The organism is Burkholderia sp. CpTa8-5 (genome assembly GCF_017815045.1).
Lineage (GTDB): Bacteria > Pseudomonadota > Gammaproteobacteria > Burkholderiales > Burkholderiaceae > Burkholderia > Burkholderia sola.
This window is the reverse complement of the sequence record NZ_JAGIQD010000021.1, coordinates 82,008-101,251: the sequence shown is the minus strand read 5'-3', so window position 1 is coordinate 101,251 and position 19,244 is coordinate 82,008. Positions and strand designations below refer to the sequence as shown.

The following is a 19,244-nucleotide window of genomic DNA, read 5'->3' as shown; positions in this document are numbered from 1 at the left end:
AGAAACATGAGCACGAACCATCATTCCGCGAAAGGTCCCGCGCCCGCAAAACCGAAAGCTGCGCCAAACGCACCGGGGGCAACGCAGACTACCGCTGCACCGAGTTACAAGCCCCTGAAGTGGGCCTATCCGTTTACCCCGGTCGATGCCGACGGGGCGGACAAACCAATGACGTACATGAAGGCGCTAGCGACGGCGGAGGACGGGTTCTATCCGCTCGGCGCAAACGGTATGTGGCACGGAGGCGTGCACTTTGACCAGAACACAGCCGTCCAACTGAAGCAAGATGAAGGCTTCCGCGCGATCGCCGATGGCGAAGTCGTCGCATACCGGCTCGACAGCAAGTATCCCGAACAAGATTATCAGGACGGCCGTCACGCGCTGTATTCGACCGGTTTCGTGCTGGTTCGCCACCGCCTGCAACTACCGCCGCCGCCATCTCCGTCGCAACCGTCGAAGACGGATGCGGCCACGAGCAAGAATTCGGCTGCCCAACCAGCATCCTCATCAAATTCTGCTCCGCCGCCGACGCCATCGCCAGTAGCGACTGCTCCAACGACCACAAATAAACCGGCACCAGGCGAAGTATTGACCTTCTTCAGCCTGTACATGCACACGATGGATCACGACAGCTATCTATCGGCTAAAGAACAAGCGAAGGTCGCCCAAGTCGATCCGTCGAAGCTGAACATGGACGCGATGCCGTATTGGGAAGGCGATCGGTACTATCGTGTCGGTGACAAAGCCAAGGATCCGCAAGGCGTTCCACTTCCGAAAATCCCGATGCCTTCGCTGAAAGACACGATCAGTGAGGATGTGTTGGGTGATTTCATCAAGAGCAATTTCAAAACGCCACCACAACTCAAACCAGATCCCAAGGATACTCCCACCCCGACGCCTCAGCCTGCCCCGATTGTTGGCCTGCGCATCCGAGATCTACCCAACGGCAAGATCATCGGCATCTTGCCGAGGGGAACAGAATTAACCGTCTCAGCTACGGATGAGAAGGCAAAATCAAGTCCTGGCTGGGTCAAAATCAGCGCAATCAAGTCGGGGAAGCCGGTGGCAGCCGTCGTCGGTGATTCCGTATCCCCGCATGCACCCTTCGGATACGTATTTGAGAAGGAGCTTGACCTGATCGTCGATCCGAAGCCGCTGGATACGATCGTCGTGCTCAAAGAACCCAAGTGGGTGAACGCCGGCGATGTGATCGGCCAGCTCGGTCACTATCTGCGTTACCCAGACGCGAAGCTGTTGCCGGCGAAGCCAACGCGGCCGCTGCTGCATGTGGAGGTATTCGCGGGTCCTGAACTTGAGGCATTCATCGACAAAAGCCGCGAACGCGCCAAGCAGTTGCCCAAGTCCAAAGCGTTTCTGGAGATATCACCAGGCGCTCGACTTATCGCAGACCTACGCGATGCGGACCAGAAACTGCAGCCCGGCGTAAAGCTTGTCCCTCTCTCCCGCGATGCGAAGGGCAAGTGGATCAAGGTGCAGCCTAAAACAGCCGCCCCCGTTCATGGCGGACGCCATACGAAACCCGTTTACAACGATGCCGGCGCCCCCGTTTGGGTCGAAAGTAATTTTGCCAACACGACGACCACGACAATCGTGCCTGGTTGGAAGGATTTCCCGCTGAGCTTCTCAAATGCCAAAGGGCCTGGTGCGGACTTTCGCGATGTGTTCCGCGTAAGTGAGTTGGACAAGAGCGGTGCAACCAACTTCGCGAAAGACGACAAGGATCGCCGTTGGTACTACGTGAAGATAGGGACGAAGGACGGCAGCACTCGCGAAGGATGGGTATGTGAACAGGACCACCCGCTCGTGCAAATGTGCGGGCCGTGGGACTGGCCCGGCTTCGAACGTATTGACAACAGCACTATCAAGCCCGTGGACATGTTCAAACGTTACATCCACGTCGGAGAGCAATTTCTTGCCGATGAGAGTAAGACGGAATTCGAAACAAGCGCGGCAACGGTCAATGCTAGCCCACTTATCGCAAAGCTTGAAAAGGCCCTCGATGCAAACCATGATGGCAAGGTGACTGCACAAGAATTGAAACATGCGCAAGAAGTAGATTGGTCGGCGGAAGCGCTTTCCCACCTCATCGTGCGTTGCGAAAGTGAATGGGGCGGTGGCTTGGGAAAATGGGAGGAGTTATCGCCATTAATGAAGAAGCTACTGTGGTTGTGGAAGGCCGAAATCGAACGCATCGGGAAGCTCCAATGGTGGGAGGAGGTCGCTGCGAAAAAAGTGGACGGGTTTCCTGGTGATCCAAATCCGTGGCATTTCCATCCGATTGGGATTATAGGTAATTTCTGCGGCCTTAGCGGGATTGGCATTACTCTAGAAGAAGCTAGAGTGCGCGCATTTTTGCGAATGCTTCGAGTCGGGGAAGGCACCGAGGGGCCGGAAGGATATGAGAGACTATATGGTGGCCAATCTTTCATCAAAGATTATCATCGAGATTTTAGCGACCATCCGAAGATATATATCACCCGAGAACATAACGGAAAGAGCATAACGTCGTCGGCTGCCGGCGCCTATCAGATCATGGGGTATAACTGGTTCCCGGAAGAGGGGCAAACCTACAGAAGATTGGCAAAGGTCAAAGATTTCTCGCCAATTTCTCAAGATAGGTATATTGTTGCGATCATGAAATACAAACGAAATTGTCTCGACGATGTGAAAAATGCTGACTTGGAACGAGCAATTTTCACGCATCACGCCAATAATGAGTGGGCTAGTCTGCCAGGCGATCAGTATGGTCAAGGTGGCGTCAACATGAGATCAGTGAAGGAGCATTTTGAAAAATATGTGGCGGACGAGCTGGCGGGAAATAGTGATCTTGCAGTTCCTGTTGGCGGTCTTGATGATTTGATTAAATAAAAAACGAACAATGAAGAGCGATATTTTACTGAAATTTGCCATTGTGGTTGCAGCAATGAGCCATGCTCTGTGCTGGGGGCAGGATATCGATTTCGCAAATCATCCTTCCGCTCTTTATCGAGGTTCCCTGCATATACCAAAGTATTACAAAAAAACCGATTCCGGCTGGCGAGATGATGATGGCAAGCTAGTGGCGCCTCCTGTAATAAATTTCGCGGGAAAATATCACATCGGGGTCCATAGTTGCGGCATGGAGTGTCGTTACTACACTTTCTCAGACCTTTCAACGGGAAAGGATTTAAACTCCCTGGATATGTTTTCGTCAAACGGCAAGACGCCTAACAAAACCCAGGATGGCAGATCATATATCACCGAATTGCTAAGTAAGGCAGACAGCAAGATGCTTGTCGCAAAATACTATATCGATGCATCAAACGGAAAACCTGCCGAGTGCCGGGAGCGGAAATTCATTCTCGACGACAATATTAAGATAGTCGCCATCCCAAATTCATTCTCCTCTTGCAAAACAGAAAATTAGGATCATTTTTTTGTCAAGACGAAATATCATGATAAATTTAATCCGCCTTCACGATGGCACTGACCACGAAGGCAAGGTGATTACGGCCTCTTCGAGAATGTCTTTTGACGGCCGCTACGTCGCACGAAAAGGCGACTATGTGTCGTGCCCTCAGCATCCTGAAGTATCACCCAACGTCATCGAAGAGGGCGACGCATCGATGATGGATGACGGCCTTCCAATCGCGCGTCACGGCCATCGCGCCACATGTGGCTGTCACCTGATATCGAGTCTCGTATGATCGGATCAAGACACTGTATTTACTCGCATGTGGCTGGCACCCACCCCTCAGCAACGGAAAAGTTCGCCGTGAAGTTGCCCCTGATCATCCTGTCGTGCGTGGTGATGTTGATGCTCTCGGATGAAGCGCGGGCCCAAGCCAACGATGGCACGGATCAGGATGCACCCATCGTGGCGAAATTCCATCACATCCGGCCGTATGAAATCACGGAGGGCACTCCCATCGCTGTTGGCTTGGAAACGGGCGATCCCGGAATTGGCGGCATGATGATCGGCATCGTGTCGCTCAACGTCTATGACCGCTTCGGAAACGTTGCCATTCCCAAGGGTAGCAAGCTGATCGGACAAACGATCAGGCAGGTGAACGACCGCCGCGAGGTTCAGTGGAGCGGCTTGCAACTGCCAGGTACAGCTACTTTACAATTTGATCCACCGCTTGAGGGTTGTATGCCGGATGGTTCGGCCGGCATCACTGTTTCCGCTCTTGGACGACCAGGCTCGAGCGTTGCAGCCCTCGTAACGAAGGCTTTCATCGTTCCGCACTGAACGGATACGCTGTGTCCCTTTCGTCGGATTTCCCAGCGGAGCGAACGGGACCGCTCAACTTCACGGTTTGGCCAGTTCCCGGAGATCACGACCGGCGGCTGCCGGCCACTAGCGAATCGATTCGAGCCTGGCTTGCAGTTCAACGAACTGCGATACGGTCTCGTTGATGGCTCGGGTCTTATTGAGGTCACGGAGTCGACGCAAGACCACAAACGATTGCTCGTCGCTCATTTTACGCCGCACGCCATTGGTTTTGCGGAACGCCTCCGCCGCCTCGATTAGCACATCACGCTTCTCAGCGCGGACGTGATTGAGTTGTATAAAAGTTGTCACCTGAAACGTCTCACCAGTCTGGCGGACGTTAACCCCAGCTGGATAATAATTCCAATCGGGAAACTGGTCCAGATCAATGAGCGAGTCCCATCGCAGAAGTGAAAATCCGGTACGTACACGTTTGGGATCGACGAGAACATCGTCGAACCGTTGCCGCAAAGCGGAAACGAATGGCGCAAATTGTGCCTGGCGAATGCAATGGTCCCAGACCGAAGCGCGGCGCCAGTAAAGCTGAAACAGGCGCAGCATTGACTTCCCGTCAAGCGTATTTGCTTCGGACATTAGTTCTGTGAGCATATGTGCACGCGCTCCCTTGGAGCCATGCCGTGCCCAAGGGGTCATAAGTTCGAGAACTTCGGGGTGACCGCCAGCAACCTCCGTCACGAGATGACCGAAGGAACTCTTTCCCATCGAATCTTCCGTTTCATCTTCGATAACATTACGAAACTGTGCAAGCGCCTGTTGTACATGCTGCGCGGTGGCTTCGCGTTTCTCTGCCTCACGAAGAAACTCAGCGAGCCAGTCGTAGCCTACCGGTATCCACGCGGCATCTTCGGGCACCGCCTCGCGAGAATCGAGGAAAATGTGCACGCCAAGGAAGTCCGGTAGAAGTTTTTCCAGCTGTTCGCGGTAGTCCTTGAGTTGTGCGCGTGATTGTTGTGCGCCGAATTTATTTTCAATTGCGATATACCGTCGACGGCTCGCGTCAACGACCAGCACGTCCAGGGAGCGGCCATTGAGATCCACCTCAGTGGTAACCACCGCCGAGGAGAAGCCTTCCGTTTGCACATTGGAGGGTGACAGGAACCGTCGAGTCGTTAGCGGTACCTCCGCATCGTCTGAATTCCACCAGGCGCGTGTGAGAAGTGACTGAATTGCCAAGTCCCCCAATCCGTGACCCTCGGATGGATCGAGCAACCATGCTAAGAACCGCGATACGTTTACTTCCTTAGGGTAGCAGATGCGCAGAGGTTGCCAGGAGGCCGTCGACGTAACGAGTCGCTGAACGTTCGCATCGGCAAAGAAGTAGTCGATTAGGGTTTCAGGTGAGTAGTCGGCCATCAAATTGCCTGTGTGATCAATCGAAGTGTTCTTGTCCGGTAACCCGCGCATGCGGAGCAAAATTGGGCTTGGGAACCTGCGTGAGCGATTGCCTTGCGCAGAGATCCGCAATATGCTAGAGGCCCGAAAACCCGGCCCCTCGTTGACTGCTTGACCGGGGTTTCGACAGAATTATCGGCCTCCTATCTGAAAGCTTGAGCCGGAAAGCTAAATGCCCACCTGTAAGGGCACCAACATTTAGCGCAAGCGGGGCACTTGTCGGGATGCATTGTGAATGTTCGCAATGGCCGATGACGCGCGGGTCATTTTGAAGATAACAGCCGTTGTACCTCGGAAGCGGTCCCTCCTTGTGCGCGAGCCCGGACGGCTGATGTCGGGAACGACCGGTAATCCCCCCGAAAGACCTTAGCCGTAGGTTTTGGCGTAGCTTTCTGATCAAGGTCTTGTCAGGCGCAAAGATCTATGCGTCATCGGGTTTTGTGCAACCTGCTCAGCTATGAGTGGTTTTAGGTGTGGCCATTAGCGTCTGCGCGCCATTTTTCCGCTTGGCCACCAGTTTACGCTTCCGACGCGGAAGTAACGAGATGGTCGAGACCTGCTTGTACCAGCATCCACGATTCAATTTTATCGTGCCACATCCGCAGAAGATCGAGTGGCCGACGTCGGTAGTGTTTCTCGGCCAGCGCGGAAGGTTTGTGTCCTTGGATCTGCGCGACGACGCCAACAGGGACTTCAACCCATTCCGAAAGCGTACCGAATGACCGTCGCAGTCCGTGCAATGTGAGGTGAGGCAGATCGGCGGCCTCGAGTGCACCGTTGTGGGCCTTTCGGGGCTCGGCGATCTTTCCGTCCTCCGAAGTGTTGTGGATTACAGAAATATCGTTTAATTTCAAGTCTGTATAGACGTTTCGGGATGTCGATCAATCTCGATCCAGGTGACGGACTGCGGCCTTCTAAGCCGTAGGTCACACGTTCGAATCGTGTAGGGCGGGCCAGTGAAATCAATGCATTGGCCGATATTTTCAATTTGCCTGTTTCCTTTATCGCGTTGCGTGTTCACGCAGCGTGTGGCTTTTATAGTCAACCCGGATCGTACCCAGTCCATGTGAGAACGGCGATGCGCGCATAGCGTGTCCAATTTGCACGGCAAGCAGAAAGGCGTTGCTTGTCCGAGCAGTATGTCGGCCGTAGCCGCGCTATCAATTTGTTTGGCAGTCCGTTGCTTATTCCTCGTCGAACCGGCTTGCGGCATTCAACCGACACACCAACAACGGGCGCGGCCAAGTTGCCGATCGACAAGATCGGCAACGCGCGGCCTGGCTACGCGACGCGTCGGCGTATCGCCGCATCGGCGCCGCCGCAAGTCCGCGCGCTGCGCATTCCCTCTTCCGAACGCCGGAATCGGCCGCGCGACATCGCACGGGCGTCCGGTCCTTGCGCACCAATTCCCGCAACAAACCGACGCACTGACGACCGTATCGAAATGCCGCACACGCGATCCCACACAGTCGCGCCCTCCCGCATTCGATCGCCGCAGCGCAACAATCCGCCACAACCCGCGACAACGGCGTGGCCCCGCGCCTCCGCCTTGCAGTCCCAACGGATGCCACCTATATATATGACTAATCGACTCGTACCACGGCAGCGGTGCGGCACGCGGCGGGGCGCATCGTCAGATCAGAACAACCGGGTGCCGAACGGGAGCCCTACATGGACGAGAGTGTGTCAGTCGCACCAATGTGTTCCCGCACCTGGTCTTCGAACCTACTGCGCGCACTCGCGCGTCCCGGCGGCAGGCAGGCGCTGGCGCTGATCGCATGCTGCGCCGCACTGAGCGGCCAGGGCGCCGGATTCGCGGCGGAGCCCGGCGTGACCGGCGACACGATCCGCCTGGGCATGGTCAACGCGCAATCGGGCAATTCCGCAGGCCTCGGACATGGGCTGCTGATCGGCGCGCAAGCCGTATTCGACGACGCGAACGCTCGCGGCGGCGTGCACGGGCGAAAAATCGACCTCGTCGTCGCCGACGATCGCTACGAACCCGACCGGACGGTGGACAACACGCTGGACATGATCGAGCGGGGCAATGTGCTGGCGCTGTTCGGCTACGTCGGCACGCCGACGACCACCGCGGTGCTGCCGATGATCCGGGACGCCGGCATTCCGCTCGTCGGTACGTTCAGCGGCGCGATGGCGCTGCGCAAGCCGGTCACGCCGGAGGTCTTCAACATCCGGGCGAGCTATGACGACGAAACGCGCGCGCTGGTCGATCATTTGATCGCGCACGACCACGCGACGCGTTTCGCGGTGTTCTACCAGGACGACGGCTTCGGGCTCGCGGTGCTGGCGGGCACGCGGCTCGCGCTGCGCCGCCATGGCCTCGACGTCGTCGCCACCGGCACGTTCCGCCGCGGCACGACGGCGGTCGACACGGGTCTGGCGGCCGTACTCGAAGGGCGGCCCGACGTCGTCATCATGGTCGGCCCGTATACGCCGGTCGCCGCATTCGTTCGCGCCGCGCACCGCGAAGGCCTCACGGCCCATCTCGCGGCGGTGTCGTTCGTCGGCACCGACGACCTGTTGCGCCTCATCGGCGACGAAGGGAATGGCATGCTGATTTCGCAGGTCGTGCCGCTGCCGCAGAGCGATCGCCCGGTGATCCGGGACTGCGCGCGGCTCATCGCCCAGCGCTTTCCGGACGAGCACATCGGCGTGGTGCACATCGAGGGCTGCCTCGACGCGAAGGTCGCGCTGATCGGGCTGGAGCGCGCGGGGCCATCGCCCACGCGGGCAACGCTGAAGCAGGCGCTCGAATCGATCCGCCATCTCGACCTCGGCGGCCTGGTGGTCAACCTGAGCAGCGACGATCATCAGGCGCTGAACGACGTGTTCCTCACCGAAATCGCGCACGGGCACGTCACGCCGCTGGTCGTGCCGGCGCAATGAGCGGCGGATGGCCGTCAGGCCATTCCGATCCTGGAGGGCTGCATGGACATCAAGGCGAAGCTCGTCACCAGTACCAGCCTGATGCTGCTGGGCGCGGTGGCGATTTCGGTGACCAGCCTGATCGCGGTGCACGGCATTGCGTCCGGCGTGCGCACGCTGACGACGGAATCGCTGCCGCTGCAGGTGCGCAGCAACGAACTCCAGCGCGCGTATGCGGAACTCGCGGTGGAGTTCGGCCGGCTCGAGCACGCACAGGACGCATCGGAGCGGCAGCAGTCGTCGTCGCAGATCGAAACGCAATTGCAGCGGATCGCCGGCATCACGGCCGCCGTGCGCGCGATCGACCGGCACGGTATCGACGAACCGTCCACCGATCTGCGGACGATGCTCCGGTCGATGAACGAAGGCGTCGACAAGCGCCTGCGCGGCGAGGCGCAACTCGTCGCCGAGCGCCGGCTGATCGAACGCGTGCAGGCGCGGGGCGCCGCGCTGCTGACCGAGATCGGCAAGGAAACCGAGCGGCTGGACAACGACGCCGATGCGGCGGTGAGCGGCGCGCTCGCGGCCAACACCGCATACAACCGGACGATTCATGCGCTCGACCAGGTTCGCACCAACGTCAAGGACATCATCACCGTCGCCGGCCGCGTCGACGTCGCGCCGAACCGATACCGGCTCGCGCCGCTGCGCGAGCGCATGCAGGCGTCGATCGACGGCGCGCGCAATGCGCTCGCGCTCGCGGTGCCGAACCTCGATGCCGCCACCGCGCAGGGCGTGACGACCGCACTCGGGCGCGTGGCGGCCGACATCCTCGACGGCCACGAGGGCCTCGTCGCGCTGCGCGGCGCCATGTTCGCCGAGCCGTCCGTCGCGGCCCGCTACCGCGCGAAAGAGGACAGTGTGCTGCAGTCGCTCGAGGCGCTGGACGCGAAGCTCGCGGAGATCGCGGATCCGTTCGCATTGCAGATCGTCAAGGCGCGACAGCGTCTCGACGAGGCGATCGAATTCCGGCGGCGAGCCGCGCGCGTCGCGTCGCTGTCGGCGATCGTGAACGGCGGCATCAGCGCTTTGGCGTTCGACCTGCGGATGATCGCGCAAAGCGACGGCAACGACCGTCTGGCGCGCGGCGACGACGAGCTGCACAAGAACATCGGTGCGCTCGCCGCATCCGCCGGCGCACTGCGCGATGCGCTCGCCGCGGACGGCCCGGGCAACGTGAAGCGCGCCCAGGAGGTCGTCGGACTGACCACGGAGCTGGCCGGATCCGCGCGCCGCATCCTCGCGGTGAAGTCCGACATGCTGGCCAACGACGTGGCCATGCAGGGCATCGTCGCGGACGTCGATACGACGGCCAATCGCCTCGCGGCCTACACGGAGCAGGAGGCCGTGCGCGTCGACCTTCAGCAGCGCGGCATCGTATCGGACGTCTACCGGGCCGTGGCGACCGCGATCCTGATGATCGTGGGCGTATCGTTCCTGCTCGCGATCGGCGGGCTGCTGATCAGTCATCGGCTCGGCGCGTCGATCTCCGGGCCGCTGTCGCGCCTGACGCGCACGATGGCGCGCATTCGCAGCGGCAGCGACCTGTCGTTGCGCATGACGCACAAAGGCCGCGACGAAGTCGCGGCCCTGGTCGCCGGCTTCAACATGATGCTCGACGAAATCGAACGCCGCGACGTCGATTTGCAGGCGGCGATCGCCACGGCCGAAGCCGCGAATTCGGCGAAATCGGAGTTTCTCGCGCGGATGAGCCATGAGATCCGCACGCCGATGAACGGCGTGCTCGGCATGACCGAGTTGCTGCAGCGCACGCGGCTGACGTCGAAGCAGCGCAAGTTCGTCGACACCGTGTATCGATCCGGGCAGACGCTGCTCGTGCTGATCGACGACATTCTGGATTTCTCGAAGATCGAGGCGGGCAAGCTGACGCTGGAGCGCGTCGATTTCAATCTGCATCAATTGCTCGACGATGTCGTCGCGCTGCTGGAGCCGAACGCGCAACGCAAGGCGCTTGCGCTCGTGTACCGGCGCGGCGACACCGTTGCCGAATGGATGCGCGGCGACCCGGTGCGGTTGCGCCAGGTGCTCACGAACCTGCTGGGCAATGCGATCAAGTTCACCGAGCACGGGCACGTCGCGCTCAGCGTGTCGTATGCGGACGACGGCCGCATCGTGTTCACGATCGCCGACACCGGCATCGGCATCGCGCCCGAGGTGGCCGCGCAGTTGTTCCGGCCGTTCCAGCAGGCCGACAACTCGACCGCGCGCAAATACGGCGGAACCGGGCTCGGCCTCGTGATTTCCCGGCAACTGGCCGAGATGATGGGCGGCGCGCTCACGCTCGAATCGACGCCCGGCAAGGGCTCGGTGTTCACCGTGACGACCCCGTTCGAGCCGGCGTCCGGGGAGGTCGGCGTCGCATCGGAGGCACGGCCGTCGCTCGCCGGCCTGAAGGTGCTGATCGTGGACGACAGCGAAACCGATCGCAGCGTGCTGCTCGAACATGCGATCGAATGGCAGCTGTGCGTCGCCACGGCGATCGGCGGCGACGACGCGCTGGCGCAGTTGCGCGCGGCGGTCGCCGACGGCGCGCCGTTCGATCTCGCGATCGTCGACGTGCGGATGCCGGGCATGGACGGCATCTCGCTCGTGCAGTACATCCGCCGCGATCCGTCGCTGCGTGCGCTCAGGATCATCACGCTGACCGCGTTCGAGATGATGGACAGCGTGCTGGTGGCGCACGAACTCGACATCGCCGCCCGGCTGACGAAGCCGCTCCATGGCGCCGATCTCCATGCGGCCATCGCCTCGGCGATGCACGTGATGCCGCCGCGGCTGACGTCTGCTGAGCCGGTGTCCGACGACGCCGCCGCGGGTCCGCGCCGGCCGCTCGACGAGATCGCGGCGCGCGTGCTGCTGGTGGAGGACAACGTCGTGAATCAGCAGATCGCGCTCGCGATGCTGGAGGACACCGCTTATCAGGTCGACGTGGCCGACGACGGCGAGCAGGCGCTGCAGCGGCTGGCGGACGACGGTTTCGACGTCGTCCTGATGGACTGCCAGATGCCGAAGCTCGACGGCTTCGAGGCGACGCGGCAACTGCGCCGTCGCGAAGCCGAAGCCGGCGCGCCGCGCATGCCGGTGATCGCACTGACGGCCAATGCGCTCAGCGGCGACCGCGAGCGCTGCCTGGCCGCCGGGATGGACGACTATCTCGGCAAGCCGTTTCGCCGCGATGCGCTGCTGCAGATGCTCGCGCGCCATGTCGGCGGCGCGGCGTGCGCGCCGGTAACCGGAAGCGATGCGGCGACGACGGGCGCCGACATCGATACGCGTCCGGAAGCGGGCGGTGGCGCGGCCCCCGATCCGGACGACGACGCCAGCGTGATCGACCAGAAGGCGCTCGATGCATTGCGCGCGCTTCAGCGGCCGGGCCGCCCGGATGTCCTGACGCGGATCATCGATCAATTCGCGGCGGACGCGCCGCGGCTGATCCGCGACATGCATGCGGCGGTCGAAGCGGGCGACGCCGATGCGCTGAAGCTGGCCGCCCATACGCTGAAATCGAGCAGCGCGAACGTCGGCGCGCACCTGCTGTCGGCGCGTTGTCGCGCGATCGAGCAGCTGGCGCGCGCAGCCGACGTCGGCGCGGCGGTGGAGCTGGTCGCCGGCACGGACGCGGAATTCGGGCACGCGCACGCGGCGCTGATCGCGGAGCGCGTCGAAGGTTGAACGGACGCCGGGCCGGCCGATCGCCATGGCGATTGCGCGGCGGCAAAACAGGAGGATGCTCGTGAACCAGGAACATGCCGATGTGCCGGCGATTCTGATCATCGACGACGACGCCATGACGCGCCTGCTGGTCGTGGAGACGCTCGAACCGGAAGGCTTTCGCGTCGAGGAAGCGACGGGGCCGCAGGAAGGCATCGACGCGTTCCTGCGTCATCGTCCGGTCGTCGTCCTGCTCGACGTCGAAATGCCCGGCGGCGACGGATTCGACTGTTGCCGCGCATTGCGCGCGCTGCCCGAAGGCCGCCGCGTGCCGATCGTCATGCTCACGGGCAACGACGACGACGCATCGATCGCCAGCGCGTTCGACGCCGGCGCGACCGACTTCGTGTCCAAGCCGATGCGGTGGAAACTGCTCGGGTATCGGGTCCGCTATCTGTTGCGCGCGGCCGCGGCGGTCGAAAAGCTGGCGACGACCGAGGTCAGCCTCACGCATGCGCAGGCGCTCGCGCACCTCGGCAACTGGGAATACCAGGCCGGGCGGACGGACGGCTACTGGTCGCCGGAGCTGTACCGGATTCTCGGGCTCGACGCAGCCCACACGCCGCCGACGTTCGAGCGCCTCGTGCAGGCCTTGCCGCCAGACGAGCAGCCGCTCCTTGTGCAGTCCTACACGAGCCTGCGCACCGAAGGCGTCGCGTTCTCGATCGAGCATCGGCTGATCCATGCGGACGGCACCGAGCGCTGCGTGCTGCACCAGGCGGAGTCCGGCCGCGATCCGAACCACGCGATCATCCTGCGCGGCATCGTGCAGGACATCACCGAACGCAAGATGCAGCAGGGGCGTATCGAATACCTCGCCAATCACGACGCGCTGACAGGCCTGCCGAACCGCAACCTGCTCGGCGACCGGATGGAGCAGGCGATGTCGCAGGCGCGGCGCACCGGGCAGCTGATCGCGGTGATGGTGCTCGACCTGGACCGCTTCAAGCACATCAACGACAGCTTCGGTCACTCGGCCGGCGACGGGCTGCTGCGGGTCGTCGCCGCGCGCCTGAAGAGTTCGGTGCGCGACGGCGACACGGTCGCGCGGCTCGGCGGAGACGAGTTCGTCGTGATGCTGGTCAATCTCGCGACGGCGTCGGACGCGGACACGATCGCCCGCAAGATCCTGGACACCTTCATTGCGCCGTTCGTGCTCGACGGCCACGACCTGCACGTGACGACCAGCGTCGGCGTCAGCCTTTACCCGACCGACGGGACCGACGCGGAGACGCTGCTGAAGACGGCCGATGCCGCGCTGTATTGCGCGAAGGAACACGGGCGCAATTGCTACAGCTTCTATACGCGTGAACTGGGCGCGCGCGTCGAAGAGCAGACCATCCTCGAAAACGCGCTGCATCAGGCCGTCGCGAACGGTGAACTCGAGCTGTACTACCAGCCGAAGGTCGATCTCAAGACCGGCCAGATCAGCGGCGTCGAGGCGCTGATTCGCTGGCGACGTCCGGGCATCGGCGTGATTCCGCCCGACCGCTTCATCCCGATCGCCGAAGAAACCGGGCTGATTCTGCCGATCGGAGAGTGGGTGTTGCGCACCGCGTGCGCACAGGCCGTCGCGTGGCGCCGGGAAGGGCATCCGCCGATCCGGATCGCCGTCAACCTGTCCGCGCGCCAGTTCCGGCAGCAGGACGTGGCCCACCTGGTGCGCACGGCGCTCGCGGAAACCGGTCTCGAGCCGGACTCGCTCGAACTGGAGCTGACCGAAAGCGTGCTGATGGAGGACTCCAATGCGATCGCGCATACGCTGCGCGAACTGAAGGCGCTCGGCGTCGTGCTGTCGCTGGACGATTTCGGCACCGGCTATTCGAGCTTGTCGTACCTGAAGGACTTGCCGATCGACGTCGTCAAGATCGATCGTTCGTTCCTCAGCGACGTCACCACCAGCGCGGAAGGTGCGTCGTTGACGCGCTCGATCATCGCGATGGCCGAGTCGCTGCACATGGAGACGGTGGCCGAGGGCGTGGAGACGGAGGCCCAGTTGTCGTTCCTGAACCGGCATCGCTGCCATGCGATGCAGGGCTACTACTTCAGCCATCCGGTCACCGGTGACGAGATCGCCGACATGTTGTCCGCCGGCTCGGAGTTGCCCGAGCACTGCCGGCAGCGCGAACTGCTGCACCGTACGCTGCTGCTGGTGGACGACGACCGCGCGGTCCTGCAGATGCTCAGGCAGGCGCTCGGCCGCGACGGCTACGAGATCCTCGCCACCACCGATCCCGACGAGGCGCTCGACCTGCTCGCGCAGCATCGCGTCGGCGTGATCGTGTCGGACTTCCGGATGCCGAGCGTGTCCGGGCTCGACCTGCTGCAGCGTGTCAAGGCGCTGTACCCGGACATCGTGCGCATCCTGCTGTCCAGCTACGGCGACGGCGCGTCGATCGCGGACGCGTCCGGCAACGGGTCCGTTCAGAAGGTGCTGATCAAGCCATGGGACGTCGCGCTGCTGCGCAAGCACATCACCGAGTCGTTCCAGCGGTTCGAGCACACGTCGATGAGCGGGGCCGATCTCGGCGTGGCCCGCCTCGGCATCCGTCCGTCTCCGCTGCGCTCGCTCGGCGGGGCGGAGCCGCGCGATCGCCGTTGACCGGAAGCCGCCGACGCGCTCGAAGCATGGACGGTGCGGAGGTGCGCATGGCGTCGACCGGCACGCTCGCGGAACGCGTTTCGCGCGACGCCGGGCGGCTGCCGGAATTCGATACCCGGGCAATAAAGAGGACTGCCCGGCAATCGAAAATTGAACAAATGCGCAAATTGTGCGCGATTCGGAAAATCATTCCGCCCGACGCCGTAAGACTATTAAAGTGGATAGCGACCACATAATGCGGAGGCACGATAATACGCCGACTGCCGGGATCTCGATTCACTTGTGAACGGGCTTTTCCATAAATACATTTCGACGCTAAATTATTTGAAAACGCCAAAAAAATTGTCTATACCCTAGACGAACCGGCTTGATCCGTATCGTGTCGATGCGGTCAGGCAACAAGCGAGCGCGGGTAATGGCGGATTCCATTGCCGCCGAACTCGCGTTGCAGCGATCGAAGGGATTCCGGGGGATGCGAACGGCCCGTTGCCAGGCCTGCCGCATGAGTCATGAATGGGCGAAACGCAGTGAACGCCACCGAAGCAACGCCGCGTCTTTACATTCAACGGTCGATCAACGACCCCGTCACACGGAGGTTGTCATGCTGCACTACGTCAAATCCCTGCTGCGCGATGAACGCGGCGTCAGCTCGCTCGAATACGCGGTCCTCGCCGGCATCGTCGTCGTCGCGCTGGCTGCGGTCGGGGTGATCCTGAGCAGCAACACCGGCGGCCTGCCGGCCGTGTTCACGTCGCTGATCAACAAGGTCACGGCGCTGATCTGATCCCCCTGAACCCGCGCGCCGCCGACGAATACACGGATCCGCAGCGGTACGACGTATCCAGCCGGGGCGCGCCGACGGACGGCTCTCCGATGCTCTATCTCGTACAGTCGGCGGCGACGCTCGTGCTGATGTCGCTCGTGCTGCAGGACGTGCGCACGCGGCGCCTGTCGAACCGCCCGGTACTCGCGTTCGCGATGCTGTATTTCGTCGCGGCCGCGCTCGCACGCGAAGGGCTCGCGCAGCTCGCCGCTCACGTCGCGACCGCCGCGGCGATGCTGCTGCTGTTCGCCGGACTGCGTCACGCCGGCTGGATCGGCGGCGGCGACGTGAAGCTGGCGGCGGCCGTCTTCCTGTGGGCCGGCCCGGCGCTCGCGTTCCCGGTGTTGACGATCGTCGGGGCGAGCGGCGTCGCATGCGGCCTCGCGATGCTCGCGGCCGTTGCGTGGCAGCGTCGCCGCATCGCGCCGGCGCGCGCGATCGACACGCGTGGCGTGCCGTACGGCATCGCGCTCTCGCTCGGCGGCGCACTGGCCGTCTGGGCGCCATTTCCTCACGCGGTTTCGCTCACCTAGCGGGGACGCACGCCGCCATGCCCAAACCCCTGAGAATGGCCGTGCTGATCATCGCTGCCGCCATCGGTGCGTTCCTCTTGCGCCAGCTCTATGTCGCCGCGTCGACGCCGTCGGCGCCCGGCGCGGCGAGCGACGTCGACGTGCGCGTCGCGGCGGCCGACCTGCCCGAAGGGCTGCTGCTGCGCGACAACGATCTCGCGTGGAAGCGCATGCCGCGCGCGCAGGTGCCGGCCGGCGCATTCGTCGAGTCGCAGCCGGGCGCGGACCTCAAGGGCGCGCTGCTGCGCAACCGCGTGGACGCCGGTGCGCCGATTCGCGCGGACAACGTGATCCCGGCCGGCGCGCCGGATTTTCTCGCGGCCGCGCTGCAACCCGGCATGCGCGCGATCTCGGTGCCGGTCGACGACGTGTCGGGCAACGCGGGGCTGATCCAGCCGGGCGACTTCGTCGACGTCGTGCTCACGCAGCAGATCGGCGGTTCCGCGACGACGCCCGGCACGTTCGAAGCCGAGACGGTCGTGCGCCGCGCGCGCGTGCTCGCGGTCGGCTCGGAATTCCAGCGTGCGAAGACGGCCGCGAGCGCGCCCGACGCGCCGGTGCGCGCGCGCACGGTCACGCTCGAGGTCGCGCCGCGCACCGCGCAGGTCGTGCTGGTCGCGACGCGCCTCGGTTCGCTGTCGCTCGCGCTGCGCAGCTTCGCGACGAGCGATCGCCGCCAGGCCGCGGGCGGCGACGAACAGGAGCCCGATACGCCGCCGGTGTGGGCCGGCGACGTATCGCGCGCGTTCCGGGACGCGACGCGTTCGTCGTCCGCGAAGCCCGACACGGGCATGCGGGCGGCACCGCAGGGCAACACGGTCGTGATCTATCGCGGCTCGTCGGTGGACGACGGCTCGCGTGGCACCGGCGTCGGTGGCGTCGGTGGCGTCGGCATGCCGGGCATCCCGCCGCTGCCGTCCGGCTGGCCGGGCACGCCGGTTGCGCCGGCGGCGCCCGCGATGGGCAATGCGGCCGCCGACACGACGGCGCAAGTGCCGAGGGCGGCGGTCGCGCAGTGACGCGAGGACGAGGTGTCGAGGTGTCGATTCGGAACCGGCCGCCCGGCGGCCGGCATTTGACGGGAACACGCATGGTGCGCATGGTTCGTTGGATCGCTTTCTGGTGCCTGGCCGCGCTCGTCGCGCCGGACGTCGCGTTCGCGCAGCGCGCGCACGCGGCGGACGCCGGCGCGGCGTTGTCGATCGCGACCGGCAAGGGCGAGATGCTGTCGCTGCCGGAACCGGCGACCGCGATGTTCGTCGCGGACCCGGGCATCGCCGACATCCAGGTGCCGTCGCCGCGCACCGTGTTCGTGTTCGGCAAGAAGGCCGGCACGACCACGCTGATCGCGCTCGGCGCGAATCATCGGCCGATCCTGCGCCGGACCGTGATCGTGCAGGTCGACACCGCGTCGCTGCAGACGGTGCTCGACGGCCGCTTTCCGCAATTGAAGCTGGCGGTGTCCGGCGCGCCGGGCTCGCTGATGGTGTCGGGCAAGGTGCCGAGCGCGGCCGACGCGGACGCCGTGATGCAGTCGCTCGCGCCGTATGTGAGCGACAAGGAAAAGATCGTCAACCGGCTCACGCTGTCGCGCCCGATCCAGGTGAACCTGCGCGTGCGCGTGACGGAAGTGAGCCGCAACATCACGCAGCAGCTCGGCATCAACTGGAGTTCGCTCGGCGCGGCCGGCAACTTCATCGGCGGGCTGTTCAACGGGCGCACGTTGTTCGATTCGACGAACCGGTTGTTCAACCTGTCGCCGACGGGCGCGTATTCGGTGGTGGGCGGCTTCCATACGGGGCGCTGGTCGATCGACGTCGTGCTCGACGCGCTCGATCAGGAAGGGCTGATCACGATGCTCGCGGAGCCGAACCTCACCGCGATGTCCGGTCAGACCGCGAGCTTCCTCGCGGGCGGCGAGATCCCGATTCCGGTCGCGCAGGCCGGCAACACGACCGGCGCGATCACGGTCGAATTCAAGCCCTTCGGCGTATCGCTCGACTTCACGCCGACCGTGCTCGCCGACAACCGGATCAGCCTGAAGGTGCGCCCGGAGGTGAGCGAGGTCGATCCGAACAACAGCGTGACGACCGGCGGCGTCACGGTGCCGGGGCTCTCCGTGCGGCGCGTGGAGACGACGGTCGAGCTGTCGAGCGGGCAGAGCTTCGCGATCGGCGGGCTGCTGCAGAGCCAGACGGCCAATACCGTGTCGCAGATCCCGGGGCTCGGCCGGCTGCCGATCATCGGCCGGCTGTTTTCGTCGAAGAACTTCCAGGACAACAAGACCGAGGTCGTCGTGATCGTGACGCCGTACATCGTGCAGCCGACCGGGCCCGGCCAGCTCGAGCAGGCGCTCGACACCGTCGCGCGGCCGAGCAGCGACCTCGAGTTCGCGATCCAGCGCAACCTCGGGCTCGACCTGCTGACCGGCGACACGCCGCGTCTCGTCGGCGCCGCGGGCTTCGTGTACTGACCGGAGGAGCACGCATGCGACTTCGAACCCTGTTCACCGCGCCGTTGCCGTTGGCGCTCGCGGCCTGCCTGTCGACGCCGCCGCCGATCAACCTGCCCGATGCCCGCGCGATCGGCTTCGACGGCGTGCGTGCGGTGCCGCCCGACTGCGCGAAGCTGATGCAGCCGTCGCAGCTCGTCGACGCCGGCTTCGGGCGGCCCGGCGTGCCGTTCGGCTGCGCGACCTACACGAATCTCGCGACGATGCTCGCGCGGCCGGAAGACCTCGTCGCGCCCGTGCCGTACGGCGGCGCCGATGCGCAGGTCGCGGCCGACGCGGTGCGCCGCTACGTCGAGGATCGCGTGAAGCAGCCGACGCCGGGCAAGACGCTGACGACGACCGGCTCGCCCGGCCATTGACCCCCTTCCGAT

13 protein-coding genes and 1 pseudogene are annotated in these 19,244 nt (G+C 63.4%); 12 read left to right on the top strand and 2 right to left on the bottom strand.

The genetic code is table 11. From position 1 onward, the window contains the following. The first annotated feature begins 6 nt into the window (after positions 1–6). From J8I35_RS26200 to J8I35_RS26185, 4 genes are all read left to right on the top strand, one after another. A complete protein-coding gene (locus J8I35_RS26200; RefSeq protein ID WP_209927716.1) occupies positions 7–2,889 on the top strand; it encodes a glycoside hydrolase family 104 protein in 2,883 nt (960 codons plus the stop codon). A gap of 10 nt (positions 2,890–2,899) precedes the next feature. Next, a complete protein-coding gene (locus J8I35_RS26195) occupies positions 2,900–3,427 on the top strand; it encodes a hypothetical protein (RefSeq protein ID WP_245170428.1) in 528 nt (175 codons plus the stop codon). 28 nt (positions 3,428–3,455) lie between these two features. Further along, complete coding sequence (locus J8I35_RS26190; protein ID WP_209927714.1) at positions 3,456–3,707, top strand: PAAR domain-containing protein; 252 nt, start codon at positions 3,456–3,458, stop codon at positions 3,705–3,707. Positions 3,708–3,775: 68 nt separating this feature from the next. Beyond that, entirely contained in the window at positions 3,776–4,252 is a 477-nt protein-coding gene (locus J8I35_RS26185) for a conjugal transfer protein (RefSeq protein ID WP_209927712.1), read from the top strand. A 108-nt stretch (positions 4,253–4,360) separates the two neighbouring features. Here J8I35_RS26185 and J8I35_RS26180 read toward each other — a convergent pair whose 3' ends face one another. Then, positions 4,361–5,647 carry a PD-(D/E)XK nuclease family protein gene (locus J8I35_RS26180; protein WP_209927710.1) on the bottom strand — a complete coding sequence of 429 codons (1,287 nt, stop codon included), beginning with the start codon at positions 5,645–5,647 and terminating at the stop codon, positions 4,361–4,363. Between the two features lie 557 nt (positions 5,648–6,204). Continuing rightward, positions 6,205–6,507: pseudogene (locus J8I35_RS34700) on the bottom strand (preprotein translocase); the annotation flags it as partial. A gap of 862 nt (positions 6,508–7,369) precedes the next feature. Between J8I35_RS34700 and J8I35_RS26175 the strand changes: the two are divergent. From J8I35_RS26175 to J8I35_RS26140, 8 genes are all read left to right on the top strand, one after another. Continuing rightward, on the top strand, positions 7,370–8,593 hold the full coding sequence (locus J8I35_RS26175) for an ABC transporter substrate-binding protein (RefSeq protein ID WP_348522283.1): 1,224 nt from the start codon (positions 7,370–7,372) through the stop codon (positions 8,591–8,593). A gap of 42 nt (positions 8,594–8,635) precedes the next feature. Continuing rightward, complete coding sequence (locus tag J8I35_RS26170) at positions 8,636–12,325, top strand: response regulator (protein WP_209927708.1); 3,690 nt, start codon at positions 8,636–8,638, stop codon at positions 12,323–12,325. Between the two features lie 61 nt (positions 12,326–12,386). Beyond that, positions 12,387–14,966 (top strand): EAL domain-containing protein, encoded by a 2,580-nt coding sequence (locus J8I35_RS26165; protein ID WP_209927706.1) that lies wholly within the window; start codon positions 12,387–12,389, stop codon positions 14,964–14,966. Positions 14,967–15,567: 601 nt separating this feature from the next. Further along, on the top strand, positions 15,568–15,750 hold the full coding sequence (locus tag J8I35_RS26160; RefSeq protein ID WP_050013708.1) for a Flp family type IVb pilin: 183 nt from the start codon (positions 15,568–15,570) through the stop codon (positions 15,748–15,750). An 89-nt stretch (positions 15,751–15,839) separates the two neighbouring features. Further along, complete coding sequence (locus tag J8I35_RS26155; RefSeq protein ID WP_124556662.1) at positions 15,840–16,322, top strand: prepilin peptidase; 483 nt, start codon at positions 15,840–15,842, stop codon at positions 16,320–16,322. Between the two features lie 17 nt (positions 16,323–16,339). Continuing rightward, positions 16,340–17,380: a Flp pilus assembly protein CpaB gene (gene cpaB / locus J8I35_RS26150; protein ID WP_209927705.1), complete on the top strand. Its 1,041-nt coding sequence runs from the start codon at positions 16,340–16,342 to the stop codon at positions 17,378–17,380. Between the two features lie 71 nt (positions 17,381–17,451). Continuing rightward, positions 17,452–18,834, top strand: coding sequence for a type II and III secretion system protein family protein (locus tag J8I35_RS26145; RefSeq protein ID WP_209927703.1), 1,383 nt, complete (start codon positions 17,452–17,454; stop codon positions 18,832–18,834). Between the two features lie 14 nt (positions 18,835–18,848). After that, positions 18,849–19,232: a CpaD family pilus assembly lipoprotein gene (locus J8I35_RS26140; protein ID WP_209927701.1), complete on the top strand. Its 384-nt coding sequence runs from the start codon at positions 18,849–18,851 to the stop codon at positions 19,230–19,232. Positions 19,233–19,244: the final 12 nt, after the last annotated feature.

Bases quoted from the DNA above. Each gene is read 5' to 3' on its own strand.
- J8I35_RS26200 (WP_209927716.1), top strand. From the start codon at position 7: ATGAGCACGAACCATCATTCCGCGAAAGGTCCCGCGCCCGCAAAACCG.
- J8I35_RS26195 (WP_245170428.1), top strand. From the start codon at position 2,900: ATGAAGAGCGATATTTTACTGAAATTTGCCATTGTGGTTGCAGCAATG.
- J8I35_RS26190 (WP_209927714.1), top strand. From the start codon at position 3,456: ATGATAAATTTAATCCGCCTTCACGATGGCACTGACCACGAAGGCAAG.
- J8I35_RS26180 (WP_209927710.1), bottom strand. From the start codon at position 5,647: ATGGCCGACTACTCACCTGAAACCCTAATCGACTACTTCTTTGCCGAT.
- J8I35_RS26170 (WP_209927708.1), top strand. From the start codon at position 8,636: ATGGACATCAAGGCGAAGCTCGTCACCAGTACCAGCCTGATGCTGCTG.
- J8I35_RS26160 (WP_050013708.1), top strand. From the start codon at position 15,568: ATGCTGCACTACGTCAAATCCCTGCTGCGCGATGAACGCGGCGTCAGC.
- J8I35_RS26155 (WP_124556662.1), top strand. From the start codon at position 15,840: ATGCTCTATCTCGTACAGTCGGCGGCGACGCTCGTGCTGATGTCGCTC.
- cpaB (WP_209927705.1), top strand. From the start codon at position 16,340: ATGCCCAAACCCCTGAGAATGGCCGTGCTGATCATCGCTGCCGCCATC.
- J8I35_RS26145 (WP_209927703.1), top strand. From the start codon at position 17,452: ATGGTGCGCATGGTTCGTTGGATCGCTTTCTGGTGCCTGGCCGCGCTC.
- J8I35_RS26140 (WP_209927701.1), top strand. From the start codon at position 18,849: ATGCGACTTCGAACCCTGTTCACCGCGCCGTTGCCGTTGGCGCTCGCG.